The sequence below is a fragment of the Streptomyces sp. NPDC048411 genome (assembly GCF_040704695.1).
Lineage (GTDB): Bacteria > Actinomycetota > Actinomycetes > Streptomycetales > Streptomycetaceae > Streptomyces.
The window spans coordinates 55,280-76,960 of record NZ_JBEZKL010000013.1 but is presented as its reverse complement, the minus strand read 5'-3'; the positions used below and the strand labels follow the sequence as shown (position 1 = coordinate 76,960).

Below are 21,681 nucleotides of genomic sequence, written 5' to 3'. Positions count from 1 at the left end.
CACGCCTCGCATTGCGGGCAGCGATGCGCGCGGCGAGTGAAGACCCGTCCGACAAAGGAGATGGACCGTGCACTTCCTCGACGACTCCCTGTATCCGGAGAACCAGGAGAAGTTGGTGATCCAGGCGGCCCCTTACGGGCCGGAGTGGCTGCCCGGTGACGCCGACGACCTCCCGCTCACCATGGATGAGCACGTGCAGGCGGCGGTCGACTGTTACAACGCCGGCGCCACGGTGCTGCACATTCATGTGCGCGAGCTGAACGGTCATGGCTCCAAGCGCATGTCCATGTTCAACGAGCTGATGGCCCGGCTGCGCGAAGCCGTGCCGGACATGGTCCTCCAGATCGGTGGGTCGATCTCCTTCGCCCCCGAGGACGAGGGCTCCGATGCCAAGTGGCTGAGCTACGACACGCGCCACATGCTGGCAGAGATCACCCCCAGGCCGGACCAGGTGACGATCGCGATCAACACCAACCAGATGAACATCGTCGAGCTCTTCGACGACGAGGACATCGACGGCACCTCGATGGCCAAGCCGGCGTACTACAAGGCCTACCGGGACATGGTGGTCGAGGCAGGACCGGACTTCTACCTGGAGCATCTCGAGCGGCTCCGCGTCAACGGCATCCAGCCGCACTTCCAACTCGCCAACATGGCACAGCTGGAGACCGTGGAGCGGCTTATCCGCAAGGGAATCTACAACGGGCCGCTGGTGCTCAACTACGTTGCCATCGGCGGCGGGTTCGCCGGCCGGCATCCGGCCGACCTGATCGAGTTCATCCGACGCGTCCCGGACGGCGCCGTGCTCACCATCGAGGCCTCCATGCGCGCGGTGGCGCCGATGAACGCGATCGGCATCGCCCTGGGCACGCACGTGCGGGTGGGCAACGAGGACAACCTGTGGCGGCGCAAGGGCGAGCGGATGTCCTCCGTGAAGCAGGTCGAGCAGATGGTTCAGGTCGCCGATGCGCTCGGCCGTGAGATCGCCACCGGGCAGGAAGCGAAGAACATCTACAAGATCGGCGAGTGGTACGCGGACGCTGACGAGACCCTGGCCCAGCTCGGCATGGTGCCCAACCGCCGCCCCGGCCGGCGCGGCTTCATGCTGCGCGACGTCACGAGCTGACCCACCCCCACCAGTGGCGGTCTCGGGGCCGATCCTGCATCCGCCCCCGCTGATCCGGGTCGGCCCGCGACCGCCGTACCCATACACGAGCAGACGGAGCAACTTGTGGCACACGCCATTCGCTTCCATGAGACCGGCGGCCCCGACGTCATGCGCTGGGAGGAGGTCAGCGTCGGCAGCCCGGGCCCGGGCGAAGTACGGATCCGGCACGTCGCCGTCGGACTCAACTTCGCCGACACCTATTTCCGCTCCGGTCTGTACCCGGCTCCGCTGCCTGCGGGGCTCGGTGTCGAGGCCTCCGGTGTGGTCGAGGCTGTGGGAGAGGGAGTGACGCATGTCGCCGAGGGCGACCGTGTCACCTACACCGGCAGTCCGCTGGGGGCCTACAGCACCGAGCGGGTCATGCCCGCCGGGTCGCTGATCAAGCTGCCGGACGGGATCAGCTGCGAGACCGCCGCCGCGATGACCATGCGCGGCCTCACCTCCGCCTATCTGATGCGCCGGATCCATCCGCTGAAGGCCGGCGACACCGTGCTGCTCCATGCGGCGGCGGGGGGCGTCGGCCTGATCGTCTGCCAGTGGGCGAAGCTGCTCGGAATCACCGTGATCGGCACAGTCTCCAGCGAGGAGAAGGCCGAGATCGCCCGCGCACACGGCTGCGAACACATCATCTACTACCGGCGCGAAGACGTGGCCGAGCGGGTGCGAGAGCTGACTGCAGGCGCCGGAGTTCCCGTCGTCTTCGACAGCGTCGGCAAGGACACCGTCGCCGGATCCATGGCCTCGCTGCAGCGTCGCGGTCTGCTGGTGTGCTTCGGCACGGCCTCCGGTGTGCCACCCCTCGACGCCATGCAGCTCGCCATCCACGGCTCGCTGTTCGTGACCCGGCCCGCGCTGGCCGACTACATCGCCGAAGCCGCCGAGCGGGACGCCCTGGCGGGCGAGCTGTTCGGGCATGTCGCGTCCGGACGTATCAAGATCCAGATCAATCAGCGCTACTCCCTCCAGGACGCGGTACAGGCACACCGCGATCTGGAAGCGGGACGGACCACGGGATCTTCCGTCTTCGTCCTCTGAACACTCCGTGCCACGCACCTTCGAACACGCCGAGCCCGGCACCTTCGAACACGCCGTGCCTCGCACATCACCCCAGGAGTGAGCACATGCCGCAGACAGTCCACCCGAAGGAAGCCACGCCCGCCCTGGTGCGCCCGGGCGTCCTCCACACATCGATCAAGGTTGAGCCGCTGACCTGCACCATCGGCGCCGAACTCTTCGGAGTGAACCTCGGCGACGCCTCGCGCGACGACGACCTGTTCGCCGAGTTCAAGGAACTGCTGCTGAAGTACAAGGTCCTTTTCCTGCGGGACCAGGACATCACGCGCGCCGAGCACGTCGCCATCGCCTCGCGCTTCGGCCCGCTGGAGGACCACCCTGTGGTCGGCAGCGACCCGGACCACCCGGGGCTGGTCCGCATTTACAAGGACCTGGACAGCAAGCCCGAGCACTACGAGAACGCGCTCCACTGCGACGGGACCTGGCGCGAGTGCCCGCCCATGGGGGCCGTGCTGCGCTGCGTGGAAACGCCTGAGGTCGGCGGAGACACGGTCTGGGTCAACATGGCCGAGGCCTACCGCAGGCTGCCGGAGCACATCAAGACGCAGATCGCGGGTCTGCGCGCGCGGCACAGCATCGAGGCGACCTTCGGCGCGGTCATGCCTGTGGAACAGCGCCACCAGCTGAAGGCCCGGTACTCGGACCCGGAGCACCCGGTGGTGCGCGCCCACCCGGAGACGGGCGAGCAGGTCCTCTTCGTCAACGCTTTCACCACGCACTTCGTCAACTTCCATACGCCCGAGAACGTGCGCTTCGGCCAGGACCACGCGCCCGGGGCGAACAACCTCCTGAACTACCTGATCAGTCAGGCGGCCGTCCCCGAGTACCAGGTGCGCTGGCGCTGGCAGAAGAACAGCTTCGCCATCTGGGACAACCGTTCCACACAGCACTACGCGGTCCAGGACTACTGGCCCGCCGTCCGCAAGATGGAGCGCGCCGGAATCGTCGGCGACAGGCCCTTCTGAGCCCTGACCGGAGACGAGAAGGTGACGCCAATGGGAGTTCACACTGCCGGCACGGTCGTGCCGGCCACGTCTCACGCCATGCCGACTGTATCTCGCGGGTATGCCCGGCTGGTGTTCGCGCTGAGCTTTGGGCTCCTGCTGTCCGACTACATGTCCAGGCAGGTCCTCAACGCGGTCTTTCCTCTGCTGAAGGCGGAGTGGTTGCTCTCCGATGCCCAGTTGGGTTCGCTCAGCGGCATCGTGGCCTTGATGGTGGGTGTGCTCACCTTCCCCCTGTCGCTCGTGGCGGACCGCTGGGGCAGGGTCAAGAGCCTGGTCATCGCCGCGACGGTGTGGAGTCTGGCGACGCTGGGCTGCGCGGTGTCGGCGAGCTACGGCCAGATGTTCCTGGGGCGGTTCTTGGTCGGTGTCGGCGAGGCGGCCTACGGGAGCGTTGGCATCGCGGTGGTCCTCAGCGTCTTCCCCATCGGTTTGCGGGCCACGCTCTCCGCCGCGTTCATCGCGGGAGGCGCCTTCGGATCTGTGCTGGGCGTGTCGATCGGCGGCGTCATCGCCCAAGCACACGGCTGGCGCTGGGCGTTCGGTGCCATGGGGATCTTCGGACTGGTCCTTGCGGGGGCCTTCGGCATTGTGGTCAGGGAAAAGAGGCTGGGTTCAGGTATCCGGGGTAACAGCGGTACATCCGGCGAAAAAGTCCCGACCCGGACCTTGCTGCCACGGCTGTTCTCATCGGTCTCCGTGCTCTGCGCCTACATCGGCAGCGGGCTGCAGATGTTCATCGCGACGGCCCTGCTCGTCTGGATGCCCAGCTTCTTCAACCGTTATTACGCCATGCCTCCCGCGAAGGCCGGCCTGGTTGCCGGGGGCTTCGCGTTGATCATAGGGGTGGGCATGATCCTCTGCGGGATGGTCGCCGACCGCCTCAGCCAGAGGATCAGCGCCCGGAAGTGGACCGTCGCGATCGTCTGCAGTCTCGGGTCGCTCGTGCTGCTGATGACCGGATTCCAACTGCCGACCGGCCCGCTGCAGCTCCTAGTGATCGGCGCCGGGGCCCTGCTGTCCAACGCCACGGCTGGCCCGGCGGCCGCCATGGTGGCGAATTTGACCCCTGCCGCCGTCGCGGCGACGGCCATGGCCACACTCACCCTGGCCAACAATCTGTTGGGGATTGCCCCGGGAACCGCGGTGACGGGCATGCTCGCGGACCGCATGGGCCTGCTCGGCGCGCTGCAGGTGATCCCGCTTGCCGCGGTCCTGAGCAGCGTGGCCTTCGCCTTGGGCAAGCTCTACTACGAAAGAGATCTGCGCCGCTTGGGCCTGCTGTCCGACGTGGCGCTCAGGAACCCGGAGCCGCAGACATGACCCTCACCGCACCGCCGACCGTCGTGATCGTCCCCGGACTGCGCGATCACATGTCGGATCACTGGCAGACCATCCTTGCCAACAAGCTCGCCGATGCCCGTACCGTTCCGCCGTTGGAAAGCGACAGGATGAACTGCGACGCGCAGGTCGCAGCCCTGGACGAGGTGCTGTCGGCCATCTCCGGCCCGGTCGTTCTGATCGCCCACAGCGCCGGAGTGATGACCACCGCGCACTGGGCACAACGACACCAGCGCCCGGTCAAGGGCGCGCTGCTGGCGGCGCCGCCGGACTTCGGCACGCCGCTGCCCGAGGGCTACCCCACTCCGGAGGCCCTGCGTGAAAACGGCTGGTTGCCTGCGCCGCGGACAACCCTGCCCTTCCCCAGCATCGTCGCGGCGAGCACGAACGATCCCTTGGCCGATTTCAATCGCGCCGCCGATCTCGCCCGGGCATGGGGGAGCCGTCTCGTGGATCTCGGCCCGGTCGGACACCTCAACCCTGCATCCGGCTACGGCGAATGGCCTCGGGCGGAAGAGTTCATCCGCGAGCTCAGCTGAGTTCTGTCCGACGTGTCGGTCTGACGCCCGGCTGCGCCCTCCTCGCACTCCCTCCTGCCCGCTCCTGGGCGGGAGGAGCCGTGCTCCCACTCCAGGGGGATCATGTCGATGATGTGAGCGCCGAGGGCGCCATCACCCATCCTGAAATGTTGGCCTGGTTCGCAGCGCCTCCCGCAGGTGGCGGGCGTAACGGTCTATGGCGTGATGCGCGCCGTGATGTACTCAGCGGAACGGTGACCGTCGGACGGACAGGATCGCGACGTCGTCGTGCTGGCCGCCCTCTCCGGCGAACGCGCGCGCGTCGTCGTAGAGGGCGTGCGGCAGGTCGGTGGGGGAGAGGGATACGCGCTCGGTGAGGCGTTCGGTGACGGGGTAGAACGTGCCGTCGGCGTCGCGGGTCTCGGTGAGCCCATCGGTGGTCAGCAGCAGCGTCGCGCCGGGTGGGAAGGTGAACCAGTCGACGGTCGCGGGTTCGGCGGCGAGCTCGGCGAGACCGAGGGGGACGCCGGAGCCGAGGGCCGGCGTGATGACGGTGGTGTTGTGCAGCAACTGCGGAGGAATGTGCCCGCAGTTGATGACTTGTACCTCGTCGTGCGCGTCGATGTTGATGACGAGCGCTGTGACGAACCGTTCGTCGTCGCCGGTCTGCGCGGCGTAGGAGTTGTGCCGTACGACAGAGGCATCGAGGGCATCGACGAGCGCGGTCAGGGTGGGCTCTCGGTGGGCCGCCTCACGGAAGGCGCCGATGACGGCGAACGCGGCGCCGACCGCGGGGAGGCCCTTGCCCTGGACATCGCCGATCAGAACCCGGGTTCCCCACGGAGAGACGACGACGTCGTAGATGTCGCCGCCAACGAGCCGGTCCTCCTGCACGGGCTCGTACACGCCGTCGACCAGGACGTCGTCGGTGAGCAGAGGCAGAGGGCGCAGGATGTGGCGCTGCATTGCTGCAGCGGTGGAGCGCAGCCGCAGCATCTCGTGCTCGCGGTGGATACGACGGCGGCAGGCGTAGACGGAGGCCGCGCCCAGGGCGAGGGTGAGCAGCATCATGAGGATCCTGTCGAGCCATGACCGCCCGTCACCGTGCCGGACCAGCACGGTGACGGTGACCACAAGCGTGGTCCATGCAGACACGAACTTCGTCTGGCGTACGGTGCACAGCGCGGACGCCGTCCCCGGCAGGAATACAAGGAGCCCGAGAAGCCACACCGGGGACTCGGACAGGGCACCGAGGAGCAGTACCAGGAAGGTCACTGACGCCACGCCGATCATTACTTCGGCATTGCGCGGTGTCTCGATGGCCTCGAAGGGACGCGTGACTGTCTTCGGACGTTTATGGGGCATGGGACCTTCTGGGCAGGTGGTGTACTCCCCGTACGTTAGGCAGGCCCGGCCGTGGGTGAGCTGCGCCCCGCCGGACGATGTTCCGTGTCGCGGAGCCCTCGTTGCGAGGTGTCTCACACCCGGGAAGCCGGTCCGGGCGTCCCGGGTGACGTGCACAACAGGCAGCAGCCAATGGCGACATCCCGAGAGTGGGATACGGTTCGGCCGGGAAGAACCTGCTCGGTCCACCCGAGCTGCGCCAAGGTCCAGACACGGAGGCCGCCCGAGGGGGAGCTGGATGCTGCAGGCATTGGGATTGGGACCGGCTGAAGAGGCCATCTACACTGCACTGCTGGCCCGCCCAACAGCCTCTGCGCAGGACCTCGCCCGGCAGACCGGACTCGAGAAAGCCGAGACCACCCGCATCCTGCTTGACCTGACGACACGTGGCCTGGTGGCGGTCGCCAGCGAGGCCGAGAGCGGGACACCTGACTCGGCTGACTGTGGGGCCGGTCGCCGGCCCGCCCGCTACCGGCTCACACCCCCCTCAGTGGCCCTGGCCCCGTTCCTCGTCGAGCAGCGCAACGCACTGCACCGGGCCGAGACGGCGTTCTCGATGCTGACCGAGCAGTACCGCAGCACCGCCGCGCACCCGGCGGGCAGCGTCGTGGAGGCGGTCGTCGGCGTGGAGCAGGTGGCACACCGCTTCCACCAACTGCAGCGCGGCGCCCAGCGGGAGTTGCTGGTCTTCCTCGTCGGTGAGCCCATAGCGGTGCCGCGCGAGGATGCCGACATGTCGGAGAGTTCCGCGCTGGACCGCGGAGTCGACTTCCGGGTCGTGGCTGCCAAGGACTATCTCGACGGTCCCGGCATGGCGAAGGACGCACGGGCGGGCATCACGGCGGGCCTCGAGCTTCGCCTGGTCGACTCGCTGCCGCTGAAGATGATCGTGTCGGATCGGGAGCACGCCATGGTGCCACTGGACATGGCGGACTCCGGCGGCGAGCCGAGCGCGATCGTGGTGCACCGCAGCGGCCTGCTGACGGCCCTGGTCCATCTGTTCGAGAAGGAATGGGCTCAGGCCCGGCCGCTGTACACCACCGCCACGGGCGTGCGCGCTGAGGCGACAGCCGATCAGCAGCCGACCGAGGGGGAACTGGAGGTTCTCGCCCTGCTGCTGGCAGGGATCTCCGACCGGCGGGCGGCCTCCCAACTCGGCCTGTCCATACGTACCGTGGAGCGGCGGACACGCCGTCTGATGGATCTGGCCGGAGCGGATTCGCGCCTGCAACTCGGATGGCACGCCGCACGCGCGGGCTGGCTTTGACCTCCTCCTCGACCTGAGGGCCGAGGAGCCTCCGTCACTTGATGGTCGCCGAGCGAGGGCGGCCGCCAACTCCTGGCGGGTTACTGCTTCACCGCCGGTGGGACCGTGATCCTGGCTGAAGGCATGCACCGGTGCGGCGCCGCGCGTACGCCGATGGCGGGCCCGCTGACGACGCCGGCGACCGGTTGGCGGTGACCTCGACGGGGTGCAGGGCGCGGGCGGGCCGGCCGTCCCCGACCGGGATCGCCGTCCCGGCCGGGCTTACGGCCGGGTGCGCGATAGAGAGTGGATCAGCGAGCGGCGTCATGGGGCTTCGAATCCAAGGCGGAGGAGGGAGGCGACGCGGAGCGTCGCCGACCGACGACAACGCCGGAGGCGGAGTCGCATGACGCCGGGAGCCCGCTCGCTATCGTGCACCAGGCCGTTACCCCATCGGTCAGGTCCGAAGTCCCACCGAGCCGATGGAAGTGACCGCGTGACGGAAATCCGCCATGCGGGAAACCCGTCACGCGCGGCATCCCCACTCAATCCACTCGTCTGCCAGGCTGCAGCCGCAGTTTGGTAGACGTTCATGGCTCAAATAGGGAGATTCATGCGTTCCATAACGCGTATGGCCTTGGGCACGGCGACCGCCGCCGTCCTGGCCGTCACGGCGGTCACGCCTTCCGGGGCGGCGGACACACCGCCTGACGGTTCCTCGGGGAAGAGGCCCGTTGTCGGCGGCGGGACCGCAGCAACGGGTGGCAAGCAGGTGACGGTCACCCTCGTCACCGGCGACAAGGTGCTGGTGACCACGGACACGTCGGGTCACAGCTCTGCGGCCGTGCTGCCCCGTGAGGACGGCACGCAGCCGATAGTCCAGACCTATCAGATGGGCAAGGACCTCTACGTCTACCCCGAGGGCGCCTCCCAGGCGATCGCCGAGGGCAAGGTCGACGAGCAGCTGTTCAACGTCACTGGGCTCATCCGCCAGGGATACGACGACACACACACCGACACGCTGCCGCTCATCGCCACCTATCGGGACAGTGTGAATGTCGCCGACAGCGCGCCGGCGGCTCCGCGCGGAGCCGAGCGGGGCCTGAGTCTCCCGGCTGTGGACGGCGTCGCGCTCAGGGCCGGCAAGGATACCGCCGCCGCCTTCTGGCAGGACGTCACCAACCCGCGTTCACGTTCTGGCTCGACGCTGAAGAAGCTGTGGCTGGACGGCAAGGTCGAGGCCACGCTGGACCGGTCCACCGCGCAGGTGCACGCGCCGGAGGCCTGGGCGGCCGGCTTCGACGGCAAGGGCACCAAGGTCGCCGTGCTGGACACGGGTGCGGACGCCGAGCACCCGGACCTGGTGAACCGGGTCGCCGCGTCCAAGAACTTCACGGATTCCAAGAACACCGACGACCGGGTGGGCCACGGCACCCACACCGCCTCCACGGTCGGAGGGTCCGGAGCGGCCAGTGACGGCCGCAAGAAGGGCGTCGCCCCCGGTTCCTCCCTGCTCGTCGGCAAGGTCCTCAACGACGGCGGCTACGGGCAGGACTCCTGGATCATCGCGGGTATGCAGTGGGCCGTCGACCAGCAGGCCGACGTCGTCTCCATGAGCCTGGGCAACCCCAGGATCGGTGACTGCACCGACCCGATGGCCCAGGCCACGAAGGAGCTGTCGAAGAGCAAGCACACCCTGTTCGTCGTCGCCGCCGGCAACTCCGGCCCGGGCATCGAGACCGTTTCCTCGCCCGGGTGTGTGCCCAGCGTGCTGACCGTGGGCGCCGTCGACCGCGACGACACCACCGCGCCGTTCTCCAGCCGCGGCCCGGTGGCCGTCACTCACTCCCTCAAGCCCGAGATCGCCGCCCCCGGCGTCGACATCTCGGCGGCCAGTGCGGGCGGCCGTGGCGTCTATGCCTACCGGACGATGTCGGGCACCTCCATGGCCACCCCGCACGTCGCGGGCGCTGCGGCCGTCGTCCGCCAGGCGCACCCGGACTGGACCGCGCAGCAGATCAAGGCCGCCCTGGTCTCCTCTGCCCGCACCGGCGGCAAGGTCGCCGGTGCCGACCAGACCGGCGGTGGGGTGCTTGACGTGTTCGGCGCGGTGAACCAGAAGGCGCTCTCCGCGCCGGCTGTCCAGGCCGGCAGCTACAACTGGCCGCAGGACCCGTCGGACCGCACCACCGTGCAGGTGCCCTTCACCAACACCAGCGACAGCGACCTGACGCTCCATCTGAAGGTCAGCGGTGTGCACGGCAACGACGGCAGCGACGTCACCTCCGGAATCATCAGGCCGGAGGAGAACAAGGTGACGGTCCCGGCGGGGGCCACCGCTCAGGTGCCGCTGCAGATCGACCCCACCGCCCATCTGAAGCCCGCCCAGTACGGCGCTGTCACCGGCCGGATCCTGGCCACCGGCGGCGATGTGCACGTCTCCGTGCCCGTCACGCTCTACGTCCAGCCGGAAACGGTCACCCTCCGGGTCAAGGTCATCGACCGCAACGGCAAGTCCGCGACCGGCCCCTCCTCCCTGGACGTCGCCAGCATCGACGCCGACAAGGGCGAGCGCCGCAGCAACGCGGGTGCGCCCGAGCAGACCTACCGCGTGCGCCCGGGCGACTACCTCATCAGCAGCTTCGTGACGACGCCCGACGCGAACAACGCGCCCGAATCGATCAGCTATCTCGCCCACCCACAGATGCGGATCACCGAGGACACCACCGTTGTCCTCGACGCCCGCAAGGCCCACCAGCTGAGCCTGCACACCGACCGCCCCTCGACGCTGAGCAACACCACGTTCAGCTACGCCCGCACGTGGGACGACACCTGGCAGCTCAGCGGATCACTCGCGGCGACCGGCGCCGTGCAGAAGTTCTACGCAGACGTCGACGGGCGCGCTCAGACGGGCACCTTCGAGTTCCGGCCCACCTGGCGCGCGACCGGCTCCGAGGACGGCGCGCCCTACGTCTACAACCTGTCGTTCCCGACCGAGGGGCCGCTGCACTCCGACCAGGCCTACCAGCCGCATGACTCCAAGCTGGCCCAGGTCACCGAGACGTGGCATGCCATGGGCAAGGAGGCCGACTACATCGACGCGCTGTTCCTCCGTCCCTCCGGGAGCAACAACACCCTGATCCCCCTGAGTCTGTACCAGACGGTCCACGCGCCTGGTACCCGCACCGCCTACTACACGACCGGCGACGACGCCTGGTTCCACGGCGCGATGACCAGCTTCCCGTTCGCTGCGTTCATGGGCGACCAGGACCGCACCTACCAGGCCGGACAGCGGAGCGCCGAGGAGTGGTACCGCGGCCCCCTGCGGCCCGCCGCGGCGCGCGACGCCGACGGCAACCTGATGCTGGCCGCCGAGCGGCAGGGCAACCTGATGGGTATCCAGAACGCGCTCTGGGTCGACGGCTCCGGCGACCACTGGACCTACGGTGGGTCGTTCGGCGACATCGGCAACCTGAAGCTGAAGCGCAACGGCGAAGAGATCGGCCGGCTCACCTACCCGTACGGTGTGTTCGAGGTGCCGGACGAGGACTCCGCGTACGAGCTCACCCAGCACCTGGAGAAGATCTACACCGGGGACAAGAACTGGCTGCGTTCCACCGCTGCCGACACCACCTGGAGCTTCCGCTCCCACCTGGAGTCCGACGTCTACTCCCGCGGCCTGCCGATCCTCCACCCGGCGTACGACCTGCCGGTGGACGGCATGAACACCCTGCCCGCGCAGAGCGGCATCAAGGTCGGCCTGTCGGTCGAGGGCCACGCCGGGTACACCCCGCCCGCGATCACGGCGGCCTCGCTGTCCTACTCGTACGACGGCGGCACCACCTGGACCCAGGCGCCGACCGAGCAGCAGGACGGCAAGTGGACGGCCGTCCTCGACCACACCGGCGCCGCCGGCAAGCAGGTCAAGCTGAAGGCCACCTTCACCGACGCCAACGGCAACGCGGTCACCCAGACCATCACCCGCGCCTACGACGTTCGGTAACCACACAGTCCGGCCGGGCGGCCTCCCGCAACGGGCGGGCCGCCCGGCTGGCCACCTGCTGTTCCCACACACCAGGCCCACGAAGAACTCTGCCGGGCCGCGCGCACGATCTTCCATCGTGCTGCTGATCGGCGTCCCGGCCGGCTATCTGCTGATCTCCGCAGGGCAGAGCCGCCGCTCCGGTCAGGACAAGGAGGCCGAGGCCGCCGCGCAGGGGATGCATGAGGGCTGGCCGTCCAAGGTGCAGCGCAGGATCTTCGAACTGCCGATTCCCGGCAACGCCCCGGACGTCCAGTACTACGAGACCAACAACTGGAAGGCCAGCCGGATGTACGTGCAGTTCCGCACGTCGTCCGCCGGGCTCCACCGGTTCCTGAGCCGTCTCGGCAGCGGTCGCGCCGCCCTGACGGACGGCGAGGTCACCATCGGCGCCCGCGACGCCGAGATCACCGGCTGGTCCTTCGGCCCCGGCGCCGACTGGGCGGGCACCACGCACACCAACAAGGACCCGCGTCCCACCGAGAGCATCACCGTCGACATGACCGATCCGGCATCCCCTGTCGTATATGTCGTGTCCGCGGCCACCCCCTGACCGGAGGCCTACAGGGCGCTCACTAACCTGGAGCAAGTGAGCGATGTGAGTGACACGAAGACCCCGCAGTCCGCGCAGTCCTTCCCGGGGCCGCAGTCCGCACCACCGGCGCAGCCGTTCCAGGGGCCGCAGACGGTGGAGCCGTACCCGGGCCTGCAGCCCGTGGATTCGTACGTCTCCGCGCAGGGCACGCAGCCCGGGCTGCACCTCCAGCCGGTGGATCCGTTCCACGGACCGCAGACCACACCGGCGCCGCCGTCGCACGCACAGTCCGAGTACACCCCGTTCCAGGCCGCACACCTGCAGCCGGTGCCGCCGCAGGCCCCCCACGCGCAGCCGGTGCCGCCGGCCCAGCAGGTGCCGCCCATGCAGCCCGTTCCGCCGGGGCAGCCCGTTCCGCCGACGCAGGCCTCCCACGCGCAGTCGGTGCACACCCTGCAGTACCGGTTCGACGGGCCGCAGGACGCTCCCGTCCTCGTCATCGGCCCCTCCCTCGGCACCACCTGGCACATGTGGGACCGGCAGATACCGGAGCTCTCCCAGCACTGGCGGATCTTCCGCTTCGACCTGCCGGGCCACGGCGGCGCCCCCGCCCACCCGGCCACCGCCGTCGGTGAGCTCTCCGACCGGCTGCTGGCCACCCTCGACGGTCTCGGTGTCCAGCGCTTCGGGTACGCGGGCTGCTCCATCGGCGGCGCGATCGGCGCCGACCTCGCGCTGCGCCATCCGCACCGGGTCGCCTCACTGGCCCTGATCGCCGCCTCGCCCCGGTTCGGCAGTGCCGACGAGTTCCGGCAGCGCGGGGTGGTCGTCCGCACCAACGGCCTGGATCCGATCGCCCGCAGCGCGCCCGAACACTGGTTCACCCCGGGCTTCGCCGCCGCCCAGGCCGCGATCGTCGAGTGGGCCGTCCAGATGGTCCGCACCACCGACCCCGGCTGTTACATCGCCGCCTGCGAAGCGCTCGCCGCCTTCGACATCCGTACCGAGCTCAGCCGCATCGGCGTCCCGACTCTCGTGCTGGTCGGTGCCGAGGACCGGGTCACCGGGCCCGCCGAGGCCCGGACCCTGGTCGCGGGCATACCGGACGCCCGGCTCGCCCTCGTGCCCGGAGCCTCGCACCTCGCCCCGGTCGAGCAGCCCGCCGCCGTCACCGACCTGCTCGTCACCCACTTCTCGACGAGCTGGCAGGACACCCTTCTCGGCATCCCCGTCCCGAGCACCGGTCCCGCGCTCTCCACCCCCGTACTGCCCATCGCGGAGATCGCCCCCGCCATGGATCAGCCGGAGGCCGTGACCAGCGGCCGCGCCGACCCGTACGAACGGGGCATGAGGGTACGCCGCGAGGTGCTCGGCGACGCCCATGTCGACCGGGTCATGGCCGCCTCCGACGAGTTCACCGGCGAGTTCCAGGAGCTCGTCACGCGCTACGCCTGGGGGGAGACCTGGACCCGCGAGGTCCTGGACCGCCGCACCCGCAGCTGCATCACGCTCACCGCGCTGGTCACCTCAGGCCATCTGGAAAGCCTGGCCGCGCATATCAGGGCCGCCCTGCGCAACGGGCTGACCCCTGCGGAGATCAAGGAGGTGCTGCTGCAGACCGCCGTCTACTGCGGCATACCGGCCGCGGGCGCCGCGTTCACGATCGCCCAGACCGTGATTCAGGAAGAAACGCGGCCCCGCCCGTAGCAGGATGGGGACCATGAACGCTGCGAATCCCGGGCACCTGACCCTGACGAAGAAGACGCACTCCTGCATCCGCCTGGAGAAGGACGGGCGGACGCTCGTCATCGACCCGGGCGGCTTCTCCGAGGAGGACGCGGCACTCGGCGCCGACGCACTGCTGGTGACGCACGAGCACGCCGACCACTTCGACGAGAACCGGCTGCGGGCCGGTATGGAGGCCAACCCGGCCGCGCAGATCTGGACCCTGCGCAGCGTCGCCGACCAGCTCTCCGCGGCGTTCCCCGGGCGCGTCCACACCGTCGGGCACGGGGACACGTTCTCCGCGGCCGGCTTCGACGTACAGGTACACGGCGAACTGCACGCGGTGATCCACCCCGACATCCCGCGGATCACCAACATCGGCTTCCTGGTGGACGGCTCGCTCTTCCACCCCGGCGACGCGCTCACCGTGCCCGACCACCCCGTCGACACCCTGATGCTCCCGGTGATGGCCCCTTGGAACAAGATCTCCGAGGTCATCGACTACGTACGCGAGGTCAAGCCGAGGCGCGCCATCGACATCCACGACGCGCTGCTCACCGATCTCGCCCGCCCGATCTACGACCGGCAGATCGGCAGCCTCGGTGGCACCGACCACGGCCGGCTGACCCCGGGTGACTCGACCGGCCTGTGACCGGCGCCGGTCCGGCGACTGTCAGTGGGAGCCGCTAGGTTTACGTACATGCGCATCGCCACGTGGAACGTCAATTCGATCACTGCCCGCCTCCCGCGGCTGCTTGCCTGGCTGGAGAGCACCGGCACGGACGTGCTCTGCATCCAGGAGACCAAATGCGCGGCCGAGCAGTTCCCGGCGGACGAGCTGCGCGAGCTCGGCTACGAGTCCGCGGTCAACGCCACGGGCCGGTGGAACGGGGTCGCGCTGGTCTCCCGGGCCGGCCTGGCCGACGTCGTCACGGGGCTGCCCGGCGGCCCGGATTACGAGGGCGTGCAGGAACCCCGGGCGATCTCGGCGACCTGCGGCCCGGTCCGTCTCTGGTCGGTGTACGTGCCGAACGGCCGCGAGGTCGCCCACGAGCACTACGCCTACAAGCTGCGCTGGTTCGAGGCCCTGCAGAAAGCGGTCGCCCCCGACGCTGCGGGCTCCCAGCCGTTCGCGGTCCTCGGCGACTTCAACGTGGCGCCGACCGACGAGGACGTCTGGGACCCCGCCCTGTTCGAGGGCGCCACGCATGTCACCCCCGCCGAGCGCGCCGCCCTCGCCACCCTCCGCGCGGAGGGCCTCTCGGACGTGATGCCGCGCCCGCTCAAGTACGACCGCCCGTACACCTTCTGGGACTACCGCGAGCTGCGCTTCCCGAAGAACAAGGGCATGCGGATCGACCTGGTCTACGGCAACGCCCCCTTCACGGCGGCGGTCAAGGACAGCTACGTGGACCGCGAGGAGCGCAAGGGCAAGGGCGCGTCCGACCATGCGCCGGTGGTCGTCGATCTGGACCTGTGACCGCCGCCCGGTGACGTCCCGCTGATCCCGGCGCACAACAGCGCCTTGATCAGCGACGTCCTGGGGGACCATTCAGACCCGTACCCTACGACGCCTCCAGTTGCGGCGCATGGGCCCGGACCGCGTCGAGCACCTGCCGCTTGGACGGGTTGACCATCGCGTGCCCCGCCACGGACACCGTCGGAACGGTCTCGTTCCCGTCGGCGACCGAGCGGACGAACGCCGCGGCCTCGGGATCCCGCCAGATGTTCACCTCGGTGTACCTGAGGCGGGTGAACCGGAGCCGCAGGCGGAGCTTCATGCAGTACGGGCAGCCGGGCCGCCAGTAGACAACCATGCCGTCGCGGTCCTCGGTCATGCGCTTCCCCCTGTTCGCCCACGTACGAGGGCGAGCATCTCAGATCGGCCCGGGCCGATTGTCAGTGGTTGCCGATACGGTGATCCCTGTCATTGTCCCGCTTGCCGGCTGCTCGCGAAGGCTTGGACCGCACCGCCCGTTCAGCGCCGGACGGGGCGTCGTATGCGGACCACGCGGCGGTCGCGCCGAGCGCCAGGACCATCAGCAGCGCACTCACCCACAGCGGCGACCGGAAGCCGAACCCCGCACCGATCGTGATGCCGCCGAGCCAAGGCCCCAGCGCACCGCCCACGTTGAAGGCGGCCGTGGAGAACGAGCCTGCCAGCGTCGGCGCACCGGACGCCGACTGGAGCACCCGCGAGATCAGCGCTGTTCCGGTGCCGAACGCGAGCATGCCCTGGACGAGGACGAGCGCGACGACCGCGACCGGGCTCCCCGCGGTCAGTGCGAGCCCGGCCCAGCCGGCGGTGAGCGCCACCAGCCCGGCGGTGGTGACGGCGACCGGTCGCGCATCGACGATCCGGCCCGCGACGGTGACACCCAGGAACGAGCCGACCCCGAACAGTGCGAGCACGGCGGGCACCCACCCGGCGCCGACCCCCGTGACCCGGGTGACCAGCGGCTCCAGATAGGAGAACGCGCAGAAGGTCGCGCCCTGCACGAGCGCGCTCGTCAGCAGGGTGAGAGCGAGCCGCGGCTCGGTCAGGGACCGCAGTTCGGCACGCCCGCCCACCGCGTGGGACTCGGCCCGCTCGCCGGGGATCGTCCTGGCGATCACCGCAAGGGCCGGTACGGAGACGAGGGCGACGGCCCAGAACGCGGCGCGCCACCCCCAGTGCCCGCCCAGCACCGCGCCGGCGGGCACCCCCACGACACAGGCGACGGTGACACCGCCGACCACGACCGACGTGGCGCGAGCCCGGGCGCCGGGTCCGGCCACCGAGACCGCGGTCACCAGCGCCACGGCCCAGAAACCCGCGTTCGCCAGCGCTCCGACGACTCGTGTCGCCAGCAGCACGCCGTATCCGGGTGTGACCGCGCCCATGACATGGACGGCGGTGAAGACGGAGAGGAAGAACAGCAGCGCGCGACGCCGGGGCCAGTTCCGGCTGAGGAGCGCCATCGCGGGCGCGCCGACCACCATCCCGACCGCGAACGCCGACGTCAGCAGGCCGGCGGCAGGGATGGATACGTGCAGGTCGTCGGCGATGTCCGAGACCAGACCGGACAGCATGAACTCGGAAGTGCCCTGGGCGAAGACGGCGAGCCCGAGCGCGTAGACAGCAAATGGCATGAAGAAACCCCATGGGCAGACTGATGGACGGACCAGGCAGGGGGTGTGGGCCGCGCCCGCCCGACAGGTCGAGCGGCAACGCGGAAGAACGTCAGGTCTGTTCACGGACGTGACGCGACAACGCGGCAGGCAGCCGTCGTGGTCGGGAATCTGCGCACGAGCGCATAGGGGGAAGCGCAGCCCACACTGCGGTGGTCCTGCGGCGGCAGCCGGACAGAAGCGATCCTCCGGCCTGATCGGCCGTGCGGGATCGACTCGACAGCGGGTCAGCCACCGGCGGGACCGGTGGCTAGAGTCTGTTCGCCTCGGGGCTGGACATGATGGCGAACGTACCAGTCCGGATCACTCCGCCTCCACCCGTTCACGGAGAATGGCCCGCACACGTACCTGGTTACGGGACAACCCCTGGGCTGCGCGATCACGACGGGCGGGTGTGACGGCCTGCCCGGCCGTGGCGACGGCGCGCGCGACGGCGCACCGGTGGGCGCGCGCACCTGGTTCAGCACTCGAACGACAGGCCGCGCGCCTGTGGTGCGTAACCGGGCCGGGATGCGACCCTGAGTGGTATGAACATCCCCTTCTTGGACAACTGGCGTAAGCGTCACGACGGTAGGCACGGAGCGGGCCTCGCGGCTGCCGTCGAGGCCGACCCGGACGGCGTGGCCGAGCTGCTCGCCGAGTGCGAGCTGCTGCGTGTCCGAGCAGGGCAGCGAGGGCTCGAACTCGACGACACTCCGGCCTCGTTGACGGCGCTCGACCAACTGCCACCCCGCTGGCGGGACGACCCGGAGGAGCTGCCCTGGCTGGGTAACGACGCCGGGCTGTACCTCGGCACCGTCCTGGTGCGGAACGTCCCCGGCGCCGTCTGGCACATCTGGCCCAGCGGGCAGCCGGTGGTGCGGCTCGGCTCCGGGCGCGAGATCGATGTCGTCGAAGCCGGGCTCGACTGGGCGATGTCCGGCAGCCCTGAGCTCTCGCAGGTGTACGCGGAGTCAGCCGAAGGCTAACGGTCTCCCCCGCGATGGGGAGCGGGCTCCCGACGCCCTGCGACTCCGCTGGCCGCGTTGTCGTCGGTCACCGACGCTCCGCGTCGACTCCGTCCTCCGCCTTGCCATCGAAGCCGCACGACGCCGCTCGCTCATCCACTCCCTACCGCGGGGGAGACCGTAAGGGCCAACTCCGAAACGTAATAAAACGCCTTATACCCCATTTGTGCGTGTCGGGTACGAAGCCCCTTGCCGGGATGGATAGTTTGCGCTGACCTCGACACAGCGATAAGTGGGTAGGGCAGCGTATGGCCGTCGATCCGTTGATCGAGCTGCGGAACGTCAATAAGTACTACGGAAAGTTGCACGTACTGCAGGACATCAATCTCTCCGTCGGCCGCGGGGAGGTGGTGGTGGTCATCGGCCCCTCCGGCTCGGGCAAATCGACGCTCTGCCGGACCATCAACAGGCTCGAGACGATCGAGTCGGGCTACATCGCCATCGACGGCAGGCCCCTCCCGGAGGAGGGCAAGGGACTCGCGGAGCTGCGGGCTGAAGTCGGGATGGTCTTCCAGTCCTTCAATCTCTTCGCACACAAGACCGTGCTGGCCAATGTCTCGCTCGCCCAGCTCAAGGTCCGCAAGCGCAAGAAGGACCAGTGCGACCTGCGGTCCCGGGAGCTGCTGGAGCGGGTCGGACTCGCCTCCCAGGCTGACAAGTACCCCGCCCAGCTCTCCGGCGGTCAGCAGCAGCGGGTGGCCATCGCCCGCGCCCTCGCCATGGACCCCAAGGCCCTCCTCTTCGATGAGCCCACCTCGGCGCTCGACCCGGAGATGATCAACGAGGTGCTGGAGGTCATGCAGCAGCTGGCCCGGGACGGCATGACCATGGTCGTCGTCACCCACGAGATGGGGTTCGCCCGGTCCGCGGCCAACCGCGTGGTCTTCATGGCCGACGGCCGCATCATCGAGGACCGCACCCCGGAGGCCTTCTTCACCGCCCCGGAGACCGACCGGGCCAAGGACTTCCTGTCCAAGATCCTCAAGCACTGACGGGAGGCTCCCTGTTGCGTACGAGAAGAATTCTGGCCGCCTGCGCGGGCCTTCTGCTGGCCGTCCTCGCCGTCGGCTGCGGGAAGGAGGGCAGCCCCCCGGTGAAGGGGCCCAAGCCCGGCCAGTTGCCGGTCTACAAGGTCGACACCGCTTTCCGGCTGCCCCAGTCGAAGACCTGGACCAAGGCCAGGAAGCGCGGTTATCTCCAGGTCGGGGCCAAGGAGGACCAGCCCTATCTGGGCGAGAAGGACCCGGCCACGGGCATCTACTCCGGTTTCGACATCGAGATCGCCCGGATGATGTCGGCCTCGCTCGGCTTCGACCCGAAGACGATCCGCTTCAGGACGATCGCCTCCGCCAACCGCGAGACCGCGCTGCAGAACGGGCAGATCGACTACTACGTCGGCACCTACACCATCAACGCCATGCGCAAGAAGCTCGTCGGGTTCGCCGGGCCGTATTTCATGGCGGGCCAGTCCCTGCTCGTCCGCACGGACGAGCACAACATCAACGGCCCGCAGGACCTGGCCGGCAGGACCGTCTGTTCGGCCGCGGGCTCGACCCCGTACCAGCGCATCGCGGCCGACTACCCGAAGGCGATCCTGGTCGCGTACGACACGTACTCGATCTGCGTCGACAACCTGCTGACGTACCAGGTCGACGCCGTCACCACCGACGACGCCATCCTGCTGGGCTTCGCGGCCAAGGCGCCCAAGGAACTGAAGGTGGTCGGCAAGCCGTTCTCCGAGGAGCCGTACGGCATCGGCGTCCCGCGCAGTGACAACGCGCTCCGGTTCGCGCTCAACGACGCCCTTGAGGCCAACCAGAAGAACGGCAACTGGAAGAAGGCGTTCGAGGCCACGCTCGGCCTGTCCGGAGTGCCGGCGCCGACTCCGCCGCCCATCGACCGCTACCCGGCGACCTGAGGGGACGGGCCACGACCATGGACGTACTCACACAAAACTTCTCACTCTACGCCAAAGGCTTCCTCGGCACCCTCGAACTCACCGTCTACGCCTCGATCCTGGCGTTGCTCCTCGGCCTCGTCATGGCCTCGTTCCGAGTGGCGCCCGTCGGCTCGCTGCGAGTGTTCGGCACCGTCTGGGTGACGGTGCTGCGCAACACCCCTCTGACCCTGCTCTTCTTCGCCGTCCTGCTCGGTCTGCCGCGCTTCGGTCTGGTCCTGCCGTTCAAGATCTTCGCGATCCTCGCACTGGGCTGCTACACCTCCGCGTTCATCTGCGAGGTGATCCGCTCCGGCATCAACACCGTGCCGCAGGGGCAGGGCGAGGCGGCCCGTAGTCTCGGAATGACCTTCGGACAGACGCTGGGCAACGTGGTGCTGCCGCAGGCGTTCCGCTCGGTGATCCCCCCGGTCGGTTCGACGCTCATCGCCCTCGCCAAGAACTCGGCGATCGCGGGGGCGTTCAGCGTCACCGAACTGCTCGGCACCTACAAGACCCTCAACGAGCTTGGCTACAGCATCATCTGGACCTTCGTCTGGATCGCCGTCGGCTACCTCGTCATCACGTTGTCCATCAGCGCGCTCTTCAACGCGCTGGAGAAGCGCTACGGAGTGGCCCGATGACCCAGACGCAGGCCGCCACCGCGCTCTACGACATCCCGGGCCCACGGACCCGTAAACGCCACTTCGTGTACGGAATCGTCTCGACGGCCGTGATCATTGCCCTGGCCGGCTGGATCGTCTATCAGCTCTTCGAGACACAACAGTTCACCAGCGCCAAGTGGACGCCCTTCGAGTACAAGGGCATCCAGGAACTCCTGCTGCGCGGACTCGGCAACACACTCAAGGCGTTCGCCTGCGCGGCGGTGCTCTCACTGGCCCTCGGGGCGGTCCTGGCCGTCGGACGGCTCTCCGAACACCGGGCGGTGCGCTGGCTGGCGACGCTCGTCGTGGAGTTCTTCCGGGCCATGCCCGTCCTGGTGATGATCTTCTTCATCTTCGTGGCACTGAAGGTTCAGCCGCTGCCCGCGCTGGTCGCCGGACTGACCCTCTACAACGGCTCGGTGCTCGCCGAGGTGTTCCGTACCGGCATCAACTCGGTGGAGCGCGGCCAGCGCGAGGCCGCGTACGCACTGGGGATGCGCAAGACGCAGGTCATGACCTTCGTGCTGGCCCCGCAGGCGGTTCGTGCCATGCTGCCCACCATCATCAGCCAGTTGGTGGTGGCCCTGAAGGACACCTCGCTCGGCTATCTGATCACGTACGAGGAGTTCCTCCACGCGGGCAAACTCATCGCGTCCAACCTCGACTACGATCTTCCCTTCATCCCCGTCGTGATGGTGATCTCGCCGATCTACATCGGGATGTGCATGCTGCTCTCCTGGTTCGCCACCTGGGTGGCCAAGCGGGAGCGGCGCAGTCCGAAGACGGAGGCCGTGGAAGTCGCACCGGCCGAACCAGGAACGGTGCTGCCGGGAGTGCACTGACTT

At 68.9% G+C, this 21,681-nt stretch carries 19 protein-coding genes; 16 read left to right on the top strand and 3 right to left on the bottom strand.

The features are described 5' to 3' along the window. Positions 1 to 67: 67 nt before the first annotated feature. From AB0915_RS07830 to AB0915_RS07810, 5 genes are all read left to right on the top strand, one after another. Entirely contained in the window at positions 68 to 1,126 is a 1,059-nt protein-coding gene (locus tag AB0915_RS07830) for a 3-keto-5-aminohexanoate cleavage protein (RefSeq protein ID WP_366690227.1), read from the top strand. Positions 1,127 to 1,231: 105 nt separating this feature from the next. Next, on the top strand, positions 1,232 to 2,203 hold the full coding sequence (locus AB0915_RS07825; RefSeq protein WP_366690226.1) for a quinone oxidoreductase: 972 nt from the start codon (positions 1,232 to 1,234) through the stop codon (positions 2,201 to 2,203). Between the two features lie 86 nt (positions 2,204 to 2,289). Then, positions 2,290 to 3,207 carry a TauD/TfdA family dioxygenase gene (locus AB0915_RS07820; protein WP_366690225.1) on the top strand — a complete coding sequence of 306 codons (918 nt, stop codon included), beginning with the start codon at positions 2,290 to 2,292 and terminating at the stop codon, positions 3,205 to 3,207. A 111-nt stretch (positions 3,208 to 3,318) separates the two neighbouring features. Beyond that, positions 3,319 to 4,569, top strand: a complete 1,251-nt coding sequence (locus tag AB0915_RS07815) for an MFS transporter (RefSeq protein ID WP_366690224.1) — start codon at positions 3,319 to 3,321, stop codon at positions 4,567 to 4,569. After that, positions 4,566 to 5,126: an alpha/beta hydrolase gene (locus AB0915_RS07810; protein WP_366690223.1), complete on the top strand. Its 561-nt coding sequence runs from the start codon at positions 4,566 to 4,568 to the stop codon at positions 5,124 to 5,126. The genes AB0915_RS07815 and AB0915_RS07810 overlap by 4 nt, the downstream gene beginning before the upstream one ends. A gap of 222 nt (positions 5,127 to 5,348) precedes the next feature. Here AB0915_RS07810 and AB0915_RS07805 read toward each other — a convergent pair whose 3' ends face one another. Then, positions 5,349 to 6,470: a PP2C family protein-serine/threonine phosphatase gene (locus AB0915_RS07805; RefSeq protein WP_366690222.1), complete on the bottom strand. Its 1,122-nt coding sequence runs from the start codon at positions 6,468 to 6,470 to the stop codon at positions 5,349 to 5,351. A gap of 277 nt (positions 6,471 to 6,747) precedes the next feature. On the opposite strand from AB0915_RS07805, the gene AB0915_RS07800 reads away from it, so the two are divergent. The 6 genes from AB0915_RS07800 to AB0915_RS07775 all read left to right on the top strand — a co-directional run bounded on the left by AB0915_RS07800 (position 6,748) and on the right by AB0915_RS07775 (position 15,537). Beyond that, a complete protein-coding gene (locus AB0915_RS07800; protein ID WP_366690221.1) occupies positions 6,748 to 7,776 on the top strand; it encodes a helix-turn-helix domain-containing protein in 1,029 nt (342 codons plus the stop codon). A gap of 592 nt (positions 7,777 to 8,368) precedes the next feature. Then, on the top strand, positions 8,369 to 11,758 hold the full coding sequence (locus AB0915_RS07795; RefSeq protein ID WP_366690220.1) for a S8 family serine peptidase: 3,390 nt from the start codon (positions 8,369 to 8,371) through the stop codon (positions 11,756 to 11,758). A gap of 55 nt (positions 11,759 to 11,813) precedes the next feature. Continuing rightward, complete coding sequence (locus tag AB0915_RS07790) at positions 11,814 to 12,350, top strand: hypothetical protein (RefSeq protein WP_366690254.1); 537 nt, start codon at positions 11,814 to 11,816, stop codon at positions 12,348 to 12,350. A 426-nt stretch (positions 12,351 to 12,776) separates the two neighbouring features. Beyond that, positions 12,777 to 14,039, top strand: a complete 1,263-nt coding sequence (locus AB0915_RS07785) for an alpha/beta fold hydrolase (protein WP_366690253.1) — start codon at positions 12,777 to 12,779, stop codon at positions 14,037 to 14,039. A 13-nt stretch (positions 14,040 to 14,052) separates the two neighbouring features. Then, the gene (locus AB0915_RS07780) at positions 14,053 to 14,709 is read left to right on the top strand and encodes an MBL fold metallo-hydrolase (protein ID WP_366690219.1); all 657 of its coding nucleotides are present in this window, start codon (positions 14,053 to 14,055) and stop codon (positions 14,707 to 14,709) included. 48 nt (positions 14,710 to 14,757) lie between these two features. Beyond that, positions 14,758 to 15,537 (top strand): exodeoxyribonuclease III, encoded by a 780-nt coding sequence (locus tag AB0915_RS07775; RefSeq protein ID WP_366690218.1) that lies wholly within the window; start codon positions 14,758 to 14,760, stop codon positions 15,535 to 15,537. Between the two features lie 85 nt (positions 15,538 to 15,622). Here the strand turns inward: AB0915_RS07775 and AB0915_RS07770 are convergent, their stop codons facing one another. Both AB0915_RS07770 and AB0915_RS07765 read right to left on the bottom strand, forming a co-directional pair. After that, positions 15,623 to 15,895 (bottom strand): mycoredoxin, encoded by a 273-nt coding sequence (locus tag AB0915_RS07770; RefSeq protein WP_366690217.1) that lies wholly within the window; start codon positions 15,893 to 15,895, stop codon positions 15,623 to 15,625. Positions 15,896 to 15,956: 61 nt separating this feature from the next. Continuing rightward, positions 15,957 to 17,189 (bottom strand): Cmx/CmrA family chloramphenicol efflux MFS transporter, encoded by a 1,233-nt coding sequence (locus AB0915_RS07765; protein WP_366690216.1) that lies wholly within the window; start codon positions 17,187 to 17,189, stop codon positions 15,957 to 15,959. 566 nt (positions 17,190 to 17,755) lie between these two features. Here AB0915_RS07765 and AB0915_RS07760 point away from each other — a divergent pair. The 5 genes from AB0915_RS07760 to AB0915_RS07740 all read left to right on the top strand — a co-directional run bounded on the left by AB0915_RS07760 (position 17,756) and on the right by AB0915_RS07740 (position 21,678). Then, positions 17,756 to 18,196 carry a DUF6278 family protein gene (locus AB0915_RS07760; RefSeq protein WP_366690215.1) on the top strand — a complete coding sequence of 147 codons (441 nt, stop codon included), beginning with the start codon at positions 17,756 to 17,758 and terminating at the stop codon, positions 18,194 to 18,196. Positions 18,197 to 18,483: 287 nt separating this feature from the next. After that, positions 18,484 to 19,227 carry an amino acid ABC transporter ATP-binding protein gene (locus tag AB0915_RS07755; RefSeq protein WP_366690214.1) on the top strand — a complete coding sequence of 248 codons (744 nt, stop codon included), beginning with the start codon at positions 18,484 to 18,486 and terminating at the stop codon, positions 19,225 to 19,227. Between the two features lie 14 nt (positions 19,228 to 19,241). After that, positions 19,242 to 20,153: a glutamate ABC transporter substrate-binding protein gene (locus AB0915_RS07750; protein ID WP_366690213.1), complete on the top strand. Its 912-nt coding sequence runs from the start codon at positions 19,242 to 19,244 to the stop codon at positions 20,151 to 20,153. 17 nt (positions 20,154 to 20,170) lie between these two features. Beyond that, positions 20,171 to 20,815 carry an amino acid ABC transporter permease gene (locus tag AB0915_RS07745; protein WP_366690212.1) on the top strand — a complete coding sequence of 215 codons (645 nt, stop codon included), beginning with the start codon at positions 20,171 to 20,173 and terminating at the stop codon, positions 20,813 to 20,815. Next, positions 20,812 to 21,678 carry an amino acid ABC transporter permease gene (locus tag AB0915_RS07740; RefSeq protein WP_366690211.1) on the top strand — a complete coding sequence of 289 codons (867 nt, stop codon included), beginning with the start codon at positions 20,812 to 20,814 and terminating at the stop codon, positions 21,676 to 21,678. Before AB0915_RS07745 ends, AB0915_RS07740 begins: the two co-directional genes overlap by 4 nt. The last annotated feature ends 3 nt before the right edge of the window (positions 21,679 to 21,681 follow it).